General features: G+C 58.6%; 16 protein-coding genes and 1 pseudogene. 12 read left to right on the top strand and 5 right to left on the bottom strand.

Features of this window, described 5'->3' with window-relative positions; all coding sequences use genetic code 11:
- Positions 1-161 precede the first annotated feature (161 nt).
- Positions 162-476, top strand: a complete 315-nt coding sequence (locus KGB25_RS26435; RefSeq protein ID WP_223437311.1) for a DUF6966 domain-containing protein — start codon at positions 162-164, stop codon at positions 474-476.
- A gap of 450 nt (positions 477-926) precedes the next feature.
- On the opposite strand, the gene KGB25_RS26430 is transcribed toward KGB25_RS26435, so the two are convergent.
- Positions 927-1,316: a hypothetical protein gene (locus KGB25_RS26430; RefSeq protein WP_223437309.1), complete on the bottom strand. Its 390-nt coding sequence runs from the start codon at positions 1,314-1,316 to the stop codon at positions 927-929.
- Positions 1,317-1,589: 273 nt separating this feature from the next.
- Here KGB25_RS26430 and KGB25_RS26425 point away from each other — a divergent pair, with 273 nt between their 5' ends.
- The 3 genes from KGB25_RS26425 to KGB25_RS26415 all read left to right on the top strand — a co-directional run bounded on the left by KGB25_RS26425 (position 1,590) and on the right by KGB25_RS26415 (position 4,175).
- Positions 1,590-2,003: a hypothetical protein gene (locus KGB25_RS26425; protein WP_223437307.1), complete on the top strand. Its 414-nt coding sequence runs from the start codon at positions 1,590-1,592 to the stop codon at positions 2,001-2,003.
- Between the two features lie 318 nt (positions 2,004-2,321).
- Positions 2,322-2,774, top strand: coding sequence for a hypothetical protein (locus tag KGB25_RS26420; protein WP_223437306.1), 453 nt, complete (start codon positions 2,322-2,324; stop codon positions 2,772-2,774).
- A gap of 267 nt (positions 2,775-3,041) precedes the next feature.
- Entirely contained in the window at positions 3,042-4,175 is a 1,134-nt protein-coding gene (locus KGB25_RS26415) for an aminotransferase class V-fold PLP-dependent enzyme (protein ID WP_223437304.1), read from the top strand.
- Positions 4,176-4,283: 108 nt separating this feature from the next.
- Here the strand turns inward: KGB25_RS26415 and KGB25_RS26410 are convergent, their stop codons facing one another.
- The gene (locus tag KGB25_RS26410; protein WP_223437302.1) at positions 4,284-4,844 is read right to left on the bottom strand and encodes a TetR/AcrR family transcriptional regulator; all 561 of its coding nucleotides are present in this window, start codon (positions 4,842-4,844) and stop codon (positions 4,284-4,286) included.
- A gap of 126 nt (positions 4,845-4,970) precedes the next feature.
- On the opposite strand from KGB25_RS26410, the gene KGB25_RS26405 reads away from it, so the two are divergent.
- From KGB25_RS26405 to KGB25_RS26375, 7 genes and pseudogenes are all read left to right on the top strand, one after another.
- A complete protein-coding gene (locus KGB25_RS26405; protein ID WP_207285884.1) occupies positions 4,971-5,621 on the top strand; it encodes a DJ-1/PfpI family protein in 651 nt (216 codons plus the stop codon).
- A 23-nt stretch (positions 5,622-5,644) separates the two neighbouring features.
- On the top strand, positions 5,645-6,175 hold the full coding sequence (locus KGB25_RS26400; protein WP_223437300.1) for a DUF2867 domain-containing protein: 531 nt from the start codon (positions 5,645-5,647) through the stop codon (positions 6,173-6,175).
- A 942-nt stretch (positions 6,176-7,117) separates the two neighbouring features.
- Positions 7,118-7,294, top strand: a pseudogene (locus tag KGB25_RS26395) (ubiquinol oxidase subunit II); the annotation flags it as partial.
- A 637-nt stretch (positions 7,295-7,931) separates the two neighbouring features.
- Positions 7,932-9,083, top strand: a complete 1,152-nt coding sequence (locus KGB25_RS26390) for an efflux RND transporter periplasmic adaptor subunit (protein WP_177318176.1) — start codon at positions 7,932-7,934, stop codon at positions 9,081-9,083.
- Complete coding sequence (locus KGB25_RS26385) at positions 9,080-9,766, top strand: ABC transporter ATP-binding protein (protein ID WP_008033381.1); 687 nt, start codon at positions 9,080-9,082, stop codon at positions 9,764-9,766. The genes KGB25_RS26390 and KGB25_RS26385 overlap by 4 nt, the downstream gene beginning before the upstream one ends.
- On the top strand, positions 9,766-10,977 hold the full coding sequence (locus tag KGB25_RS26380; protein ID WP_226299911.1) for an ABC transporter permease: 1,212 nt from the start codon (positions 9,766-9,768) through the stop codon (positions 10,975-10,977). The genes KGB25_RS26385 and KGB25_RS26380 overlap by 1 nt, the downstream gene beginning before the upstream one ends.
- A complete protein-coding gene (locus KGB25_RS26375; RefSeq protein WP_223437298.1) occupies positions 10,977-12,173 on the top strand; it encodes an ABC transporter permease in 1,197 nt (398 codons plus the stop codon). The genes KGB25_RS26380 and KGB25_RS26375 overlap by 1 nt, the downstream gene beginning before the upstream one ends.
- A gap of 314 nt (positions 12,174-12,487) precedes the next feature.
- Here the strand turns inward: KGB25_RS26375 and KGB25_RS26370 are convergent, their stop codons facing one another.
- The gene (locus KGB25_RS26370) at positions 12,488-13,318 is read right to left on the bottom strand and encodes an alpha/beta fold hydrolase (RefSeq protein ID WP_008029447.1); all 831 of its coding nucleotides are present in this window, start codon (positions 13,316-13,318) and stop codon (positions 12,488-12,490) included.
- A 234-nt stretch (positions 13,319-13,552) separates the two neighbouring features.
- On the opposite strand from KGB25_RS26370, the gene KGB25_RS26365 reads away from it, so the two are divergent.
- Complete coding sequence (locus KGB25_RS26365) at positions 13,553-14,002, top strand: MerR family transcriptional regulator (protein WP_008029448.1); 450 nt, start codon at positions 13,553-13,555, stop codon at positions 14,000-14,002.
- 53 nt (positions 14,003-14,055) lie between these two features.
- On the opposite strand, the gene KGB25_RS26360 is transcribed toward KGB25_RS26365, so the two are convergent.
- The gene (locus KGB25_RS26360; RefSeq protein ID WP_223437297.1) at positions 14,056-15,060 is read right to left on the bottom strand and encodes an acetoacetate decarboxylase (ADC); all 1,005 of its coding nucleotides are present in this window, start codon (positions 15,058-15,060) and stop codon (positions 14,056-14,058) included.
- 280 nt (positions 15,061-15,340) lie between these two features.
- Positions 15,341-16,105: a tetratricopeptide repeat protein gene (locus KGB25_RS26355; protein ID WP_223437296.1), complete on the bottom strand. Its 765-nt coding sequence runs from the start codon at positions 16,103-16,105 to the stop codon at positions 15,341-15,343.
- Positions 16,106-16,910: the final 805 nt, after the last annotated feature.

Genomic DNA, 16,910 nt, shown 5'->3' with positions numbered 1-16,910 from the left:
CTCAGGTGATTGCTGCCATTCACGGAAGGCGGCAATCGGCCAGAAGCGGCACGTGGACAACCTGATGGCGAAACAGTAGCTTACGCAGCGAGACTGACGAGAAATACTCGGCAGTGGGACTCACTTCCCATTCCGTATTTCACCTTGGACGATGTCAAAAAATGGGACCGAAAACCGAAGAGCTGATCTGCATTCTTGATCAACTTGCAGCAATGCTTGAGAGCGATGGGCATACTCACTGGGGCCTGTGGATGCGTAAGGCAAAAGCACGCTTGATGAGTTCTGATTACTCCGGAATTGAGTACCTACAGTCAGCCTATGGCGGAATGGGCTCATTCAATGATCTCATTCTTGGTCAAAGCGATGACAATGGCGTCCTTTGCTGGAAGCCGAGCCATGTTGAGCTAAACGAAAGATTTGATGAATTACGCAATGAAGCCGCGAAGCTCGCCGATTTCATAAAGCGAAATACATAAAGGGGCGCAGTTATCAAACTACGTTGTTCAAAGGGGTTAGGCCGGCCACCGACGCATCTCACTTTGATCAGCTCCGTAGACTCCGTAACGGGCAGTCTGGTATTTGCCTACACAGAAGTCGGGGAGCACAGAGTGCATTACACATCACGTGCCGAGCTGTTGTGCATGCTCAACAGCCTTTTGCGTCAGCGCGTGCCCATTGCTGTCGGAGGCATGTTTCCAGGACCTACCGACGAAGTTGACATGTTAATAGCCAACGAAGTACTTGAAGGCCCCTACATAGAACTGTCCTGGTCTGGCCCCCAGCAATGGACTCTGCGCGAAATTGACTCCACCATTGCCGAATGGCAACCAGTACCTGACGCTAGCAGTATGGCAAATGTGTCATTCGATCCGGAGTCCCTGAAACGCTCTGGCTGAATTGGCAAATTGCTGGTGCATGCCAAAGAATCATTTGACGCGGTAGTAGCGATAGAGGTCGCGCAGCTTATTCCAGACGAGCCACATGATTACCCCCAATATCCAGGACAGCACTAGCAGTTGGCCTAGGATAGTGGTCTGCGGCAGTTGGAAGCAGAACAGGAGGCTGATGACCAACGCGCCATAGGCCGTAAGGTGATAGTTGAACAGCATTAACAAGGCAGGAATCTGCGAACTGGCCAAGGTAGCGAGAAGGATATCTCGCATCAGAAACGGCAGCATCCTGTAGTCCAGCAAAGAGCTCGCGTCAAAGTGCGTCACGATGAACGGAACGGGCATTAAGAGGCGGGCTAACGCATTGAGAGCCAAGCTCGCTAGTAACAACAATGTCAGGTTTTTTATCCTGGGCCACACGTTCATTGGTTCGATCTTGAGTAAGAGAGAGAAAGTACGCGGATCATATCGGCGCACAACTCTGAAACTGTAGCGATTCGCGTTTTAAAGACGCTGGCTCGCAGCTATCCTGCTTCTCGGCTCACATTATTTACATTTAACGTGAGCGCGGGCCAAATACCTTTGGCGGACGCATGCCGCTTTGGATTGTAGATTGCATTCCTTGGCGATAGACAGTAATCGGCCATTGCGACGATGCGGTACGATGCACGCCTACCGGTAGATCATTAGGGCTAACCCATGCAGTTCCATGGTTTCGTGTTCGGGCATATCGAGGTTGAGATTCACGACCGTGCATACGATCTGCACAACTTCTACCAATCCAGCACCATCAAATACGACATCGTGGATCGATCGGTTGTACTTAGCTTTACTCGACGGAGTGAAGCTTGGGTGCCGATCGATGAAGCACGCAAGATTACTATCAGCTTCCATGAAGTTAACTACTTTTCAGCGAGTGGGCGGGATGAAAACCCAGTTGACGGTGACGATAGTGTTCTTCATTCGATTGGAGCGGTGAAGTCCGATGCTGAGACACAATCCTTCTACCTCACGGATACCATCCAATCAGATCATCACCTTGTCATGCGCTTCGAGTCTGGTCTGACACTACGAGTACAGGCCGCTGAAGCACGGTGCGAAATCGTTTTCTGAGCGGCATAAAACTATCAACCTCGACGTCTGCTTTGGGTCGATTGCTGCCTGTCGCGGAGGGCAGCAATCGGCCAAAAGCTGCCTCTACCCCTTATCCGCGCATGCGCCGCCCGCTGCCTGATGTCCCTCACGGAGAGAGTGATAACAATCAGCGCTGATGCAGACGGTCGCGGCGCACATTCAGCCAACGCATCGCGGATAAATCCGCTTTTGCAACAGCGCGTGCAACTGCCGATCAGGCAGAGCAGCTGTCTTGCGACTAGCTTTACCTCGAACACTAAAATCTCAGTCCACAGCTCAATCAGGTGAAGGTTCGTTATGACAAAAAAAATCGATCTGACGATTACCCACGATTACCTCAATCCGTTTGCCTCGCCGGACAACCCCAAGCTAAGCGCCGAGCTGGTGGACTACCTGTCAGATAGCGCCTGGTACCACTCCGAACTGTGTCTGCACATTCGCTGCCCGGAAGATGAGCGAGAACGCCTGCAGCAAGCCATCAGCAATACCTTTGCGGAAAAGAGCGAACAACTCAGAGGGGATATTCGCACCCACCGGCTGGTAGCGCTGACACTCCTGGGCTTGGCACTAGCCTTGGTGCTGGCAGGCACGGCTCTGGGCATTGAAGGCACCATCCCCGTGGGAGTCGTTACCGTCACCGCGTGGATGCTGCTCTGGCGTAGCGCAGAGATATTTTTTCTGGATATCCGCAACATTAACCGACAGCTGCGTAAGTACCAGCGCATTGCCAGCGCATCAAAGCAGTTTTGATTGAGGTTGATCGTTCTCACGCTACGCGTGGAAGTCATGCCTGAGTTCTGGCGGGCTGAAAATCCGACTTTTTCAACTGATGACCCATTGCTGCCCTGCATGAAGGGCAGCAATGGGTCGGCTGCTGCCCTTCGTAACTGGTCGTTATCGACCTGATGAGGCCAGCCGCTCGACAGAAGTCGCCATTCCATCCCGAGCAATCTTGTCATTTGCCAAAGCTTAAGGCAGGGTCGATACCACTGACATCTCTGCCAAAGGAGTCACTCCATGTCAAAGCTATATCCCAGTATCGATCCTGAGGGGCTGGTCGAGTACTCAGTGGTCTACACCGACCGCTCGCTCAACCACATGTCGCAGTCATTTCAAGGCGTGATGAAGAACATTTCCAAGACCCTGAAACAGGTCTACAACGCCCAGGCTATTGCGGTGGTCCCGGGCAGCGGCACATTCGGCATGGAAGCGGTGGCGCGACAGTTTGCCACCGGCCAGCAATGCCTGGTGATACGCAACGGCTGGTTCAGTTATCGCTGGAGCCAGATCCTTGAGATGGGCAACATTCCGGCGGCCACCACGGTGCTGAAAGCCCGGCCGGTCGACGCGGATCGCCAGGCTGCGTACGCCCCACCCCCTCTGGACGAAGTGCTGGCAGCCATTGCGGCGCAGAAGCCGCAGATTGTCTTCGCCCCCCACGTTGAAACCTCATCAGGGATTATCCTGCCCGACGAGTACCTGCGGGCCGTCGGCGACGCCGTGCATGCGGTGGGTGGCCTGTTTGTGCTGGACTGCATCGCCTCAGGCACGATTTGGGTTGATATGCACAAATGCGCCGTCGACCTGCTGATCAGCGCACCGCAGAAAGGCTGGAGCGCCTCCCCTTGCTGCGCCCTGGTGATGCTCAGTTCCCTGGCCCTCGAACGCATCGAGCAGACGCAGAGCAGCAGCTTCGCCTGCGACCTGAAAAAGTGGCTTCAGATCATGCAGGCCTACGAACAGGGCGGACATGCCTACCATGCGACCATGCCCAGTGATTCCCTCGCGCGATTCAACGAAGTGATGAAAGAGACGCAAGCCTACGGTTTCGACAAGGTCCGCGACGAACAACAGGCGCTGGGCGATCGGGTGCGCGCAATGTTGACCGGCAAAGGCATCAAAAGCGTGGCCGCAGCCGGCTTTCAGGCCCCTGGCGTCGTGGTGAGCTACACCGATGATGCCGACATCAAGAACGGCAAGAAATTTGCCAGCCACGGCCTACAGATCGCCGCCGGAGTGCCGTTGCAATGCGACGAGCCGGCCGACTTCCAGACCTTCCGCATCGGTCTGTTCGGACTCGAAAAGCTGCAAAATATCGAGCGCACAGTCAGCACTCTCGAACAGGCACTGGACGAGGTGATGGAGAACTAAGCCGGCATCTTGCCTGGGCACTGCCGGCCCACGGCGCTGATCTTCGAATATGACGCGGGTCGTCCGGACGTCATGTCAGAACCACAAGGGAAAGCCCGTGCACGCGTCTTACTGACGCGTGTGCCACGGTGGAAGAGCCCCTTCGAAAAGTGAAAAGGCTCGACTCAGGAAACTGTTGAAGCGAGCGGCATCACGCCGCAGCCCTGCCTGTTGACCACCAATCAGGCACAGATGGGCTACCCGACCAATCACTTCTGCTTCGCCTGGCATAGGGACCACGCGGCGGCACGTCCGTATCGCGAAGTCCAGTCGTCTGGTGTCAACACGCTGCTGAAACTCGCCTACCAACGGATCGTGCAGCGACCAGGCGCGGATGGAAACTTCCCGCCCAGGTTGTTTCTCAGCGGCAATACTCAAGTAGCGTTTCAAGATTTCGCCCGCGCTACGACCCTGCGCCGCATAAGTGAGCATGCGCTCCGTGTAATCTTCTTCCCAAGCGGCCAGCAAGGCGCGGACAAAGTCTTCGCGATTACGGAAATGGTGGTAGAACGATCCGCGGGTCACATTCAATCGGCGCGATAGACTCTCGGCCGAAACACCACTATGTCCTATTTGGTCGAGGGCCTCAAAACCAGCCGCGATCCAATGGTTGCGAGTTAATTTTCCCACCCGTTATTTCGCTCCATGTTTAGCGCCATACAGACTGTGTATGGCGCGCAACCGATTGATACGCTGCGAACACCAGCAAAGATAGCCGTTGCGTTTTGCACGCTAGCACTTTTCATGGAGCTCGCCTTGAAGAAAATCGTTCTGGTTGCTTTCGACCAATTCACTGATATCGACCTGTTCCTGATGTGGGACATTTTGGGTCGCAACACTGAGGACTGGAACGTCCGGATATTGGGATCCAGCGCTATCGTGCGATCGGCGCATGGCCTGCCTGTTTCGGTGCACGGCCCGCTTTCCGAGGCCAATAGTGCCGACGCGGTATTGTTCGTCAGCGGCAAGGAAGGGATACCCGCTGCACTTGCCGCCCCGGATTTCCTGCCGTCGTTTGAACTTGACTCCAGACGCCAGCGAATCGGTTCGATATGCGCCGGAGCGTTCATTCTCGAACGGCTTGGGCTGCTCAGCGGCCAAGCAACTACACATCCGGATGCACGATCGAGCTTGCAAGCTCTGGGACTTGAACCCGTGGACCAGCCTCTTGTATGTCAGGGGAACGTTGCAACTGCTGGCGGATGCCTTTCGGCGCTCTATCTGGTGGGATGGTTGGTTGAATCCTGGTTTGATGTCGGCAAGCGCCGTGCGACGTTGCTTCCTGTTTTGCCAGCTGGGCAGCAAGAGCTCTATGATGCGTTGATCGGGCTCAGCATCCGACAAGGAGCGTTATACGACAAACCATCGCAACAAGAAACGCGACATGGCATGTCATCTAATTGGTAGTTGGAACTCAGGAGAGATCCCCGATGCCCCGAGAATTTGAACTCATTATGTCCGTGCCAGTACCCTCGAGGTCCGGCGTCACCCACCTTTACGAGTCGATGAACCTGGCGGACGCTTTTGCGATTCGGCTCCCGGCGGGCACCTCCAGCAATCCAGATTTGCTGGCTCGATTCATCCTTTCCCACCAGCCATCCTGGATCGGATGGCTCATGAAAGTCCGAGACACTATCGTTGCCTGTTTTGGTATCAAGACAGCCAGACATTTGGCAACGCTTGCTGATCGGATTCAAATCTTCAAGGTCTACAGCTCGAACCAGACTGAAATCGTGTTGGGAGAGGACGACAAGCACCTCGACTTCCGGATATCGATCCTGTGTTCTGGAGAGGCAGAGCCAGAAGGCCGTCGCCAACTCGTTTTTTCAACCGTGGTCCAGTGCCACAACCGTCTGGGCCGGGCCTACATATTCGTTATTGCCCCATTTCACCGCTTGGTTGTTAAGGCCAGCCTCCTCCGTGCAGCGCGCATCGGTTGGCCTCTGGCTACCTGCCCCTAAGGCTGAGAGCCGTTGCTGATCCATTGGGCACGAGATTGCGTCACTTTGTCGGTGCCACGCGGGTGCTGGATTTCAACGCAGATGCGCGATGAAGGAGCCAGGGGATGCCCTTAAATCTGCCTTATCCTCGCCACATTTTGTCTACCTGCTAACCGCCGCGTGCGCCACAAATAGCGGCCACCGTCGAAAACAAGCAAGCCCACCGCCATCCAGATTGGGATTTAGGATAATGGTGGTCTGGCCCCGGTTTCCCCACGGCGCTGATCTTCGACGAATATGACGCTGGTCGTCCGGACGTCATGTTAGAACCACAAGGGAAAGCCCGTGCATGTGCCTTACTGACACGTGCGCCCTTCAGCGCTATCAGAAAAGATTTCCAGCGAAGCTTTTCACGGGGCGCATGATTGGCGGCTGTATGATTTGGATCGACTCAAAGGTGACTGTGGGGACAGGCAGAAATCGGCCAGAAGCGGTCGGTGAAACAGGGTCGCTACGGTCTCCATAAATGGGGAATTACACCCACGCTTCCGGGCGTTTACCACCTGATTTGAGGATTATTCCCCACTCACCTTTTCTCTAACTCGAAACGCCCGGAAGCAGTTTATTAATTAAGTTGAACTTTTTTCGCTCTATTGAAATGGCTCATTAGTTGCACCGCCCCCTCGTACCCGCAATAGCTGTCGTCCCGGACATCATGCAGACGACAGGGCTTGGCAGATTCGGCATGACAGGAGGGGTGAAAAATGAAACGCGCGACACCACCATGCCGCTCCGTCGCCTTGCTGCTCGGGTCAAGGCTGCGCTGTCCGATGCGCCTTACCCTGACCACCGCCAACGCAATGCCGCTGGATGATTTCGGTCCGCCACCACCGGCGGCCCCTTCGGCAACTACTAACCCGCCGGCCGCCCCAAAGGCCGCGCCGGATGCCTTGCTGACCTTGCTGGCCGGACATCATCCCGCCATCCGTCAGCCTGTGGACGGCGACATCACCGGCCACCAGTTAGCTGTTCGCCTTGATTGGCACGCTGTTCATCCTGCCGGTGATTCTGATGTACACCTTCAGGAACTATTGGGTGTTTTGCGCAAAAGTGAGGATTGGTGATGTCTTCCACTGTTAAATCAATTGCTCGAATCACGAATAGGCTGATACCCCGTTATAAGCAGGTCGCTCATTTGAGCCTGATGTTTATAGCGTTGCTGATTATGTTGGCGTTGAGCACTTTCGTAGCGATGGAGTTGCCCCTCGGAACGCTCTGACGGTGGATGAGGCCGATCGCCCTCCGGACTGAACCACAGTGTTACCCGTAACGACCCGAACCGAAGTGAGAAAATCCCCCTTCGCTCAACCAGAAAGCCCCCACACTTGAGCCGAGTGCGGGGGCTTTTCTTCGAGCACGAAAATCAGTCGCGCCTACCCGGTCTACCTAGACCTGCGTCACTAGTTTGAGACCTTGAGTCCAACACGCAGCTATCGGCCAATTTGAGCCAATGCTGACCGACAGCCTGGGCTGCTTGAAGACATTCGGGCATGAGCAAAGCGTGGCACAGTTTCCGGGGATATTTCGACGTCGTAGCGTCGCCGCGGCAAGGAATTTTAGTGAGTTGGCATGGCTGGGGGATAGCAGTTGCGAGAGAAATAAATCTCATTCGCCATTTTTCTGACGTTCGTCTGAAAATCGTCGGATAAATGGCGCTTCGCGTTGAGCTTTTACCTTCCTGACCTAGGCTCAAGCCATGTGGGAGGAGGTGCAGTCCATGCGCAAATTATTGATTGGCTCGTCGATGCTGGCCTGTCTGATGGTGCTTGGCGGCTGGTTGAGTCGACCACAGCCGTTGCCGGTCAGGCTGCTAGAGGTTGAGCGGGGGCCGGTGGAGACGCTGGTGGCCAACACTCGCGCGGGTACGCTGAAGTCCTGTCGACGCTCGCATCTGTCCTTCAATGTCGGCGGCCAGGTTGCCGAGTTGCTGATCGGCGAGGGCCAGCGGGTTCAGCCGGGTCAGGTGCTCATGCGCCTGCGACAGGACGAGCAACAGGCCCGGCTGCAGGAGGCCGAGGCGCGGCTGGAGGCCCAACGCAACGCCCGCGAACAGCGCTGCCAGCAGGCTAATCTGGACCGGCGCGACCTAGATCGCCTGGGCCTTCTGGCCGACCGCAAGTTGGTTGCCGCCGATCGTCTCGATCAGGCCGAGACCAAGGCTCACCTGGCGAAGCTGATGTGCAGTGCCACTGCCGTGCTGATCCGCGAGGCCGACGCCAGCCTGCAGTTGCAGCGTTCACTGCTGGAGCAGACGACCCTGCGTGCGCCATTCGCCGGCATAGTCGCAGAAATCAACGGCGAACTCGGCGAGTTCGTCACCCCTTCGCCGCCGGGTATTCCCACGCCGCCGGCGATCGACCTGATCGACGACAGCTGCCTGTATGTCGAGGCGCCGATCGATGAGGTGGACGCTGCCCGGGTTCGCCCCGGAACCGCCGTGCGGATCAGCCTGGATGCCTTCCGTGGCCAGCATTTCGCCGGCCGCGTCAGCCGCATCGCGCCCTATGTGCGTGAACTGGAGAAGCAGGCGCGCACCGTCGATGTCGAGGTGCGCTTCGACCAGCCGCCGGCCGATCTGGTCCTGCTCACCGGCTATAGCGCCGATGTCGAGATCCTCTTGGAGCAGCGCGCACGTGCTTTGCGCATCCCCACCGAGACCCTGCTGGAGGGGCAGCACGTGCTGCGATATGACCCGACCACCCGGGTGTTACGCGAGGTGGAGGTGCAAACCGGGTTGAGCAACTGGCGCTGGACCGAGGTGCTCGCAGGGCTGGACGAGGACGCGCGTATAGTCGCCAGCCTCGAGCAGGAAGGGCTCAAGGACAACGTGGCGGTGATCCCGGTGGATGCGGCGGAGACTGAGCAATGATCCGTCTGCGCGGCGGTAGCCGCAGTTTCCAGTTGGGCGAGCAGCAGGTGATGGGGCTGGACGGCCTGGATCTGGACATCGCCGCCGGTGACTACATGGCGGTGATGGGCCCGTCGGGCTCGGGCAAGTCGACCCTGCTGAACATCCTCGGTTTGCTCGATGCGCCGAGCGCCGGCGAATACTGGCTGCAGGGCGAGGCCACGGCGACGCTGAGCGAGGCGCGGCGCGCCCAATTGCGCAGCCAACTGATAGGTTTCGTGTTCCAGTCCTACCACCTGATCGCACGGCTGACGGTGCTGGAAAACATCGAGCTGCCGATGGTCCTCGCTGGCATCGGCGCGGCGCAACGGCACAAGCGCAGCAGCCAATTGGTGGCGCGCCTGGGGCTGGGCGAGCGCATTGCCCACCGCCCTGCCGAGCTGTCCGGTGGTCAGCGCCAGCGCGTCGCCATCGCCCGGGCGATGGTCATGCAACCGGCGCTGTTGTTGGCCGACGAGCCCACCGGCAATCTCGATAGCCAGGCCGGCGCCGAGGTCTTCAGCCTGCTGGAGGAGCTCAACGGCGAGGGCCTGACCCTGATAGTGGTGACCCACGACGCCAGCCTGGGCGCCCGCGCGCAGCGCCAGTTACACATGCGTGACGGGCGGATCCACACTGCTGCGCCGCAGCGGGCGCTGACCTGATGCGCGCTGCCGATGCCCTGGGCTTCTGGCTCGGCGCCTTGCGTGGGCATCGCTCGCGCAGCTTGATGCTGCTGCTGGCCATCTCTATCGGCGTGGTTGCGGTCAATCTGCTCACCGGTCTCGGCGCGGGGGCGCGGGCCTTCGTCCTGAACGAGTTCTCGCTGCTCGGGCGCGACATCCTGATCGTTTTCCCGGGCCGCAAGGAAACCACGGGGCGCATGCCGCCGCTCACCGGCCTGACGCCGCACGAATTGACCTTGCAGGACGTCCAGGCCATCACCCAGTTGCCGGGCATCCGCCGGGTCGCGCCGCTGCAGGCCGGGCAGATGGAGGTGATAGTCGGCAACCGCAATCGTGAGGTGCTGACCCTGGGCACCACCCGGGACTTCTTCGCCATTCGCCAACTGACGGTCGTCCAAGGCCAACCCCTGCCGGCGCTGGACCCTGAGCAGGCCGAGGCCGTCTGCGTGATCGGCGGCAAACTCCGGCGCGAGCTATTCGGTGCGCGCCCGGCCCTGGGTGAATGGTTGCGCGCCGGCGACCGGCGCTTCCGGGTGGTCGGCATCCTCGGTGAGCGGGGCGAATCCCTGGGGATGGATTTCGCCGAGATGTTGATCATCCCGGTGGCCAGTGCCCAGGCCTTGTTCAATCGCGAGGGGTTGTTGCGGGTGTTTGTCGAGGTGCGTGGTCCGAGCTTTCTCGACCGTAGCAAGCGGCTGATACTCGCCGCGCTCAAGGAGCGCCACGAGGGTAAGGAAGACATCACCCTGATCAGCCAGGACAGCCTGCTCAGCGCCTTCGACGACATACTCGCGGTGCTGACCCTGGCGGTCGCCGGGATTGCCGCGATCAGCCTGCTGGTGGCAGGCATCCTGATCATGAACGTGACCTGGATTGCGGTGAGCCAGCGCAGCGCCGAGATCGGCCTGCTCAAAGCCATAGGTGCGACGGCGGCGCAGCTGCGCCTGCTGTTCCTCGGCGAGGCGGCGTTGCTCGCCCTGACGGGGGCGCTGGCGGGGCTACTTCTGGCCGAAACCTTGCTCTGGCTGGGGCGCCTGGCGTTCGATCTGCCGCTCTATGCACCCTGGTGGGCGCGGGCTAGCGCGGTGCTGCTGGCACTCGGCACGGCGCTGCTGTTCGCCTGGCTGCCGGCCGCTCGGGCCTCGGCGCTGGAGCCGGTGGCGGCGCTACGCCCGCCGGGAGCGCACTGATGCGCTGGCAAGATGGTTTCCGGCTGACCAGCTCGGCGCTGACCTGTCGACCCTTGCGCAGCCTGCTGACCCTGCTCGGGGTAGCGATCGGGATAGCCGCCGTGACGCTGCTCACGGCCATAGGCGAAGGCGTGCGCGGCTATGTGCTGGAGAACTTCTCGCAGTTTGGTACGCGGATCATCACTGTGCGCCCGGGCAAGACCCAGACCAGCGGCCTCGGCGGTCTGCTCGGCAGCGTACGGCCACTGACTATCAGTGATACCGACGCCCTGCGGCGCTTGCCGCATGTCGAGGCGGCGGTGCCGATCATTCAGGGCAGCGGGGATATCCAGTTCGGTCAACTGAGCCGGCGCAGCGACATTCTCGGTGGCGGCCATCAGCTGGCGCAGGCCTGGCGCATGCAACTGAGCCTGGGCGAGTTCCTGCCCGTGGCCCGTGACGGTCGTTCGCCGCCCTATGTGGTGCTCGGCCATCAGTTGCGTGTCGAGCTGTTCGGTGAACGCAATCCGCTGGGCGAGCTGATCCGCGTCGGGGGCGTGCGTTTCCGGGTGATAGGCGTGATGGCGGAAAAGGGCCAATTGCTCGGCTTCAACCTCGACGATATCGCCTACATCCCGGTGGATTGGGCCGAAAGCCTGTTCAACCGCACCGGGGTGGTCAAAGTCCATGTGGTGTTCGGCGCCGGCACCACTTCGCGGGCGTTGAGTCGGCAGATTCGCCAGGTGCTCGGCGAACGGCACGGCGTGGAGGACTTCAGTCTGAGCACCCAGGACGACATGCTGCGCAGCTTCAACCGCGTTCTCGGCGCCCTGAGCCTGGCCATCGGTGCCTTGGGGGGCATTTCCCTGTTGGTCGGCGCCGTCGGCATTCTCACCATCATGACGACCACTGTGGGCGAGCGCACGGCGGAAATCGGCCTGTTGCGGGCGATTGGTGCCAGTCCGCGGCAGGTGCTCGGGCTGTTTCTCGCCGAAGCGACACTGCTGTCCCTGGCCGGTGGTCTGCTTGGTCTGCTGTTGATGGGCCTCCTGCTCGGGCTACTGCACCTGGCCATGCCGAGCCTGCCCTTGGCGCTGCAGCCGCTGTTTCTGCTACTGGCGCTGCTGCTGGCGGCGGTGCTCGGCATTCTCGCCGGCATGGCTCCGGCACTGCGGGCGGCCCGCCTGCATCCGGTGGCGGCTCTGCGCAGTGAATAGCGGCCAGGCCAATGAGCCTGACGGGCTAGCTGTACGCTGCGTGACGACAACGCCGGCGCTGGGCCGGTGATTTTAATTGGTTGGCAGCGGCAAAAACTGAGTGCAACACCTGACCGCTTCGGTAGGGTGTTGCCATGTTTTATCACGAACTCAGCGTTGAAGAGCGCGTCACGATCCATTTCGTTAACCTGGGCGACATTTCCTATTGGTTTGCCTTGTGGTCGGGTAGCAGTGTTTGATAAAGCTGGTAGACAGTGGGGGGCGAGTCCATACATAAATAAGGGCAGGATTTTCACCCGCCCTCCTCCGGTTGCCTAGCCTCGCAGGAAAGCGAGCAAATCGGCGTTGATCGTATCGGCGTTCGTTGTAGGCATTCCGTGTGGGTAGCCCGAGTAGGTTTTCAGCGTGCTGTTCTGCAAGAGTCTGGCTGACAAGGGCCCGGAGTTTTCATAAGGCACGATCTGATCATCATCACCATGCATCACCAGCACGGGGATCTTGATGCTCTTCAGATCGTCGGTAAAGTCGGTCTGGGAAAAGGCTACGATCCCGTCGTAATGTGCCTTTGCACAGCCCATCATGCCTTGGCGCCACCAGTTCAGGATGATGCCTTCAGACGGTTTGGCGCCCGGGCGGTTGTAACCGTAGAAAGGTCCCGCTGGAACGTCGTGGTAGAACTGTGCACGGTTGGCTTTGAGCTGGGCCTGCAAGTCATCGAAAACCGACTTCGGCAAGCCACCTGGATTCGCCGGGGTCTGCACCATCAGCGGAGGCACGGCGCTGATGATGGCGGCCTTGGACACTCGGTCTTCGCCGTGGCGAGCAATGTAATGAATGACTTCACCACCGCCGGTGGAGTGCCCCACATGGGCTGCGCCCTGCACGCCAAGATGGTCGACTACGGCCGCGACGTCATCGGCATAATGATCCATGTCGTGCCCGTCCCAGACCTGGCTGGATCGCCCATGACCGCGTCGGTCGTGTGCAACCACCCGGTAGCCGTTCGCCAGGAAAAATAGCATTTGCGCATCCCAGTCGTCCGCGCTGAGCGGCCATCCGTGATGGAAAAAGACCACTGGGGCATCGCGTGGTCCCCAGTCTTTATAAAAGATCTCAACACCGTCCTGCGTAGTGACATAACCCATGTTCGCATCTCCCGAATGAAATGGAGGCCATGACCAGAATCGTGTACTGATCGTGCCCCTTGTTGAACAAGTGCAGCCCACCCCATAGGCGGTTCTGAGACGGGTCCTGGTCTGGCTTTCGCCTATCCCTGCATTCCATGGCGTTTGAGCAACGCATGACATCCGCGCCGCTTGGCCACCAAATCACTTTAGGTTTAAAGTCAACTTTAAGGTCAATGGTTTTCTGGGGGGAATATGAGAATAGGCGAACTGGCGAAAATCAGCGGATTGGCGCCTTCACGTATTCGTTTCTACGAAGCGAGCGGCCTGATTAAATCTGTCGTGCGCAAAGCCAATGGGTATCGGGACTACGCACCGGACACGGAGTGGGTTCTGGAGATCATCACGGGCGCTCAGGCGGCGGGTTTTTCATTGGAAGAAATCCGACAATTGCTGCCGATGAATGCGAACGGTTGGCAGCATGAAGAGTTGCTCAGCGGGCTCAAACGCAAGGTTGAGGAAATCGAAGTCCTGCAGCAACGGCTGGCCCAGAATAAAGCGCAACTTCTTCTGGTTATCGAGGGCATTGAAAGCAAGCCGGAAGGCATGGGTTGCGTGGACAACACGCAGTTGTTATTGCATCGCCTGCGCGAGGAAGGTGTGGCGGCAGCACCGCGCGGCCGTGATACCGCATCGTCCAAGTAAAGCGTCACCTGTCAGGCTTTTGAGGCCTGACAGGTATTTGCCTGTTCGTTAAATCAGTGCGTGTCAGCCAGTGCCGCTAACGGCTTCGGCGCGTAGAGCGCACTTTGGAACGCTGGTACGTATTCGTACTTCATCATTTTCCCCAGCTTCAAGGAGCGGATGTAGTTCGACAGGCTGCCGTCGCCCAGCGTGAGAGTTGCCGAATCCGCGCTCGTGCTGGAGCCGTGGCTGAGCTGGCGGGAAACAGCATACCCATAGGCTAGCCGGCCTTGGTGATCGAGATTGGTGAAACTGCTGGTGACGATATCGACGTCACTGGACAGGTCGTCGAGCTTCTGCGCTTTGAAGGAAACGTCCACTTTGCCGGTCTCGCTATCGGTAATGTCATAGACCACCGATTGGGCATCTTCTTTGCGGTCAATCCCCGTCAGCCATTTCGGCAGGTTGTAACCGACGACACCACGAACCCTCGCAAGCTCTGTATTGACCGGCAACTTGAGTACATAACCCCAGAAGTCTCCAGACATCGACTGGCCAATCAGCGTGAACGGCCCCAGATTGGCTTTGCCCGGTTTGTTGGTGATGATCGACACCGCGACTTCGTTATAGGCGTCGTTATCGCAGTGCTCATAGGTGTAAGCGGTAAACGCAATCAGGCCTCGACCAGGCCAGATTTGCAGAGGCTGGGCGGTTGCCAGGACTTCGGGTGGCATCAGTGCCCGGAGCTTGTCCAGATCTGCCGTATAAACAGCCGTTACGCGACTGTTCTGGTAGTAAAAGTTTGGCGAGAACGATTCAAAGCCTATGTCGACCTTGTTCTTCTCCAACCCTTTGAACCAGCTCAAATCAACGCCCGGTACTTCTGCTGCGATCACCGACAAAGGAGGGTTGGAGCGGAAGCGATCGTACAAACCGCCCTTGACGACGGGCACTTGGTGACCGGCGATATCGATCATGGCTGTGTCGGTCGGGCTGGGCATTTCAGGCATCCCCGCCAACGCATGGTTGGCGAACGTGTTGAACAGCAATCCTGTTAAAACGGCGCTTGCGAGTTTCAATCTGTCTCTCTCCAGGTGATTGCATCTGCTTGATGGCGTCGGCCAGGGCAGGCTTCTGAGGCCGGCTTGAAATCACCTTAACGTTAAACTGAACTTTAAGGTCAAGCGCTGGAAAGGCAGATTTTCAGTTTGTTCGTAGCAGCGTTTTCAACGTGCCATCGGCCAGGATTCAGCGATTCGCGATTGAGGGTTTTGGCCCTTCATCGGTGATGGCAAATGGAGTGAATGGCTCACCCGCCTGTCCTCAACCTGATGAGTCCATATACAGACGCCCAGAAGCTCAACCGCGGACCAAATAGGCCCCTGGCGGAACCCGATGTCGCAGCTTCTTGCATTTGCCGGGTGCGGGCTGATGCCCCGGCGGGCGATCCGGGAACCAGATTCGGCATTTGCCCGGCGGCGGCCAATGGCCCCGGGGAATCTCGACCGCATCGTTTGTACCCGCAGGCTCGGTGGAAGCCATTTGCATGTTTGTTTCGGGTCCCGGCCTGCCAACCATAGGCGAGTCCAATGCCGGCGCTGCCTCTGCGCGAGCGAAACTGCCAGCGTCGCGCCCAGCATTCTGAGCAGGTTGTTCAGCAATGCTGATTTCTTCTTCGCTGCGCCTTTGGGTCTCCACTTCCGGTTTGTTCAGTACGGCGACCCTGTCTGCGTTGGCACTGGGTGGGATACCGGAAGCCTGGGCCTGCTGCGCAGCCTGTATCAATTGCAAGTTGCGGTTACGTAACTCGACGTTACGACCCACCCGAATGTTAGAGCGCATCGCCAAGTTTTCAGCCTGCTGGTACTGCCCCTGCTGAAGACGCAACACACCGAGGTAATGCAGCGTCGCGGGATTGTTCGGCTGGATATGCAGGGCCCGCTCCAGCGTGGCAGCAGCCTGGTCCAACTGGCCATTTTCATACTGCCGCGAAGCCGTTTCGATCAAGGTGGTTGATGCGCTGTTGCTTTGCGCTGTCGCTCTTCGCTCAGCCGCCACCGAATAAAGCGACGCGCTGGCGCAGAACACCAGAATGAAACCTGTCAGAAAACGTTTGGTTGGCATCAGCGGGCGAACTCGATTGATCTCTCGTGGCACGATCGTACAACCGACCACAGCACTCGATACAGGGCTCCAACTGACCTGCCCGGCAGCCTGAAGTTCCCGCTGCAACGGCCACTGTAACCCGTGTTTTTTTCCACCCCATCACAGAGCGTGAAGGTTGATGCAACTTAAAAGCGCTGGTGATATCGACCTTGAGCTGCGCACCGATCCATGGCCGGGGCGGCACCTAAAACGGACTGGCTACACCAATCAACTGTAGGAGCCGGCTTGCTGGCGATGGCGATGTGTCAGTCAACGCATGTATTGGCTGAACGGACGCTATCGCCAGCAAGCCGGCTCCTACAGGGATTCGCGTGTGCTTTTGATTTTCACCACTCATCAGGTAGAGCGTTAGCTCGCCTTCAGCTTTTGATCTGAGCGCCCCCTCGAGGGCATGCCGAGCCACAGCGAGGCTCAAGCGGACAGGCTATTTAGACATGACACCAATCCCTTGTAGGAGCCGGCTTGCCGGCGATGGACGTCAACGATAACGCGGGGTGTCTGAAAGAACGCGTCGTCCAGACGCTTTTCGCCGGCAAGCCGGCTCCTACAGGGATTCGCGTATGCTTTTGATTTCCACCACTCATCAGGTAGAGCGTTAGCTCGCCTTCAGCTTTTGATCTGAGCGCCCCTCGAGGGCATGCCGAGCCACAGCGAGGCTCAAGCGGGCAGGCTACTTAGACATGACACCAATCAACTGTAGGAGCCGGCTTGCTGCGGGCGGCGTTCCGACGATAGCGGTGGGTCAATCGACACATCTGTCGCC

Origin of the sequence: Pseudomonas sp. BF-RE-21 (genome assembly GCF_019947305.1) — a bacterium.
Taxonomy (GTDB): Bacteria; Pseudomonadota; Gammaproteobacteria; order Pseudomonadales; family Pseudomonadaceae; genus Aquipseudomonas; species Aquipseudomonas migulae.
The sequence above is the reverse complement of the archived record's forward strand: the minus strand, read 5'-3'. Positions and strand labels throughout refer to the sequence as shown.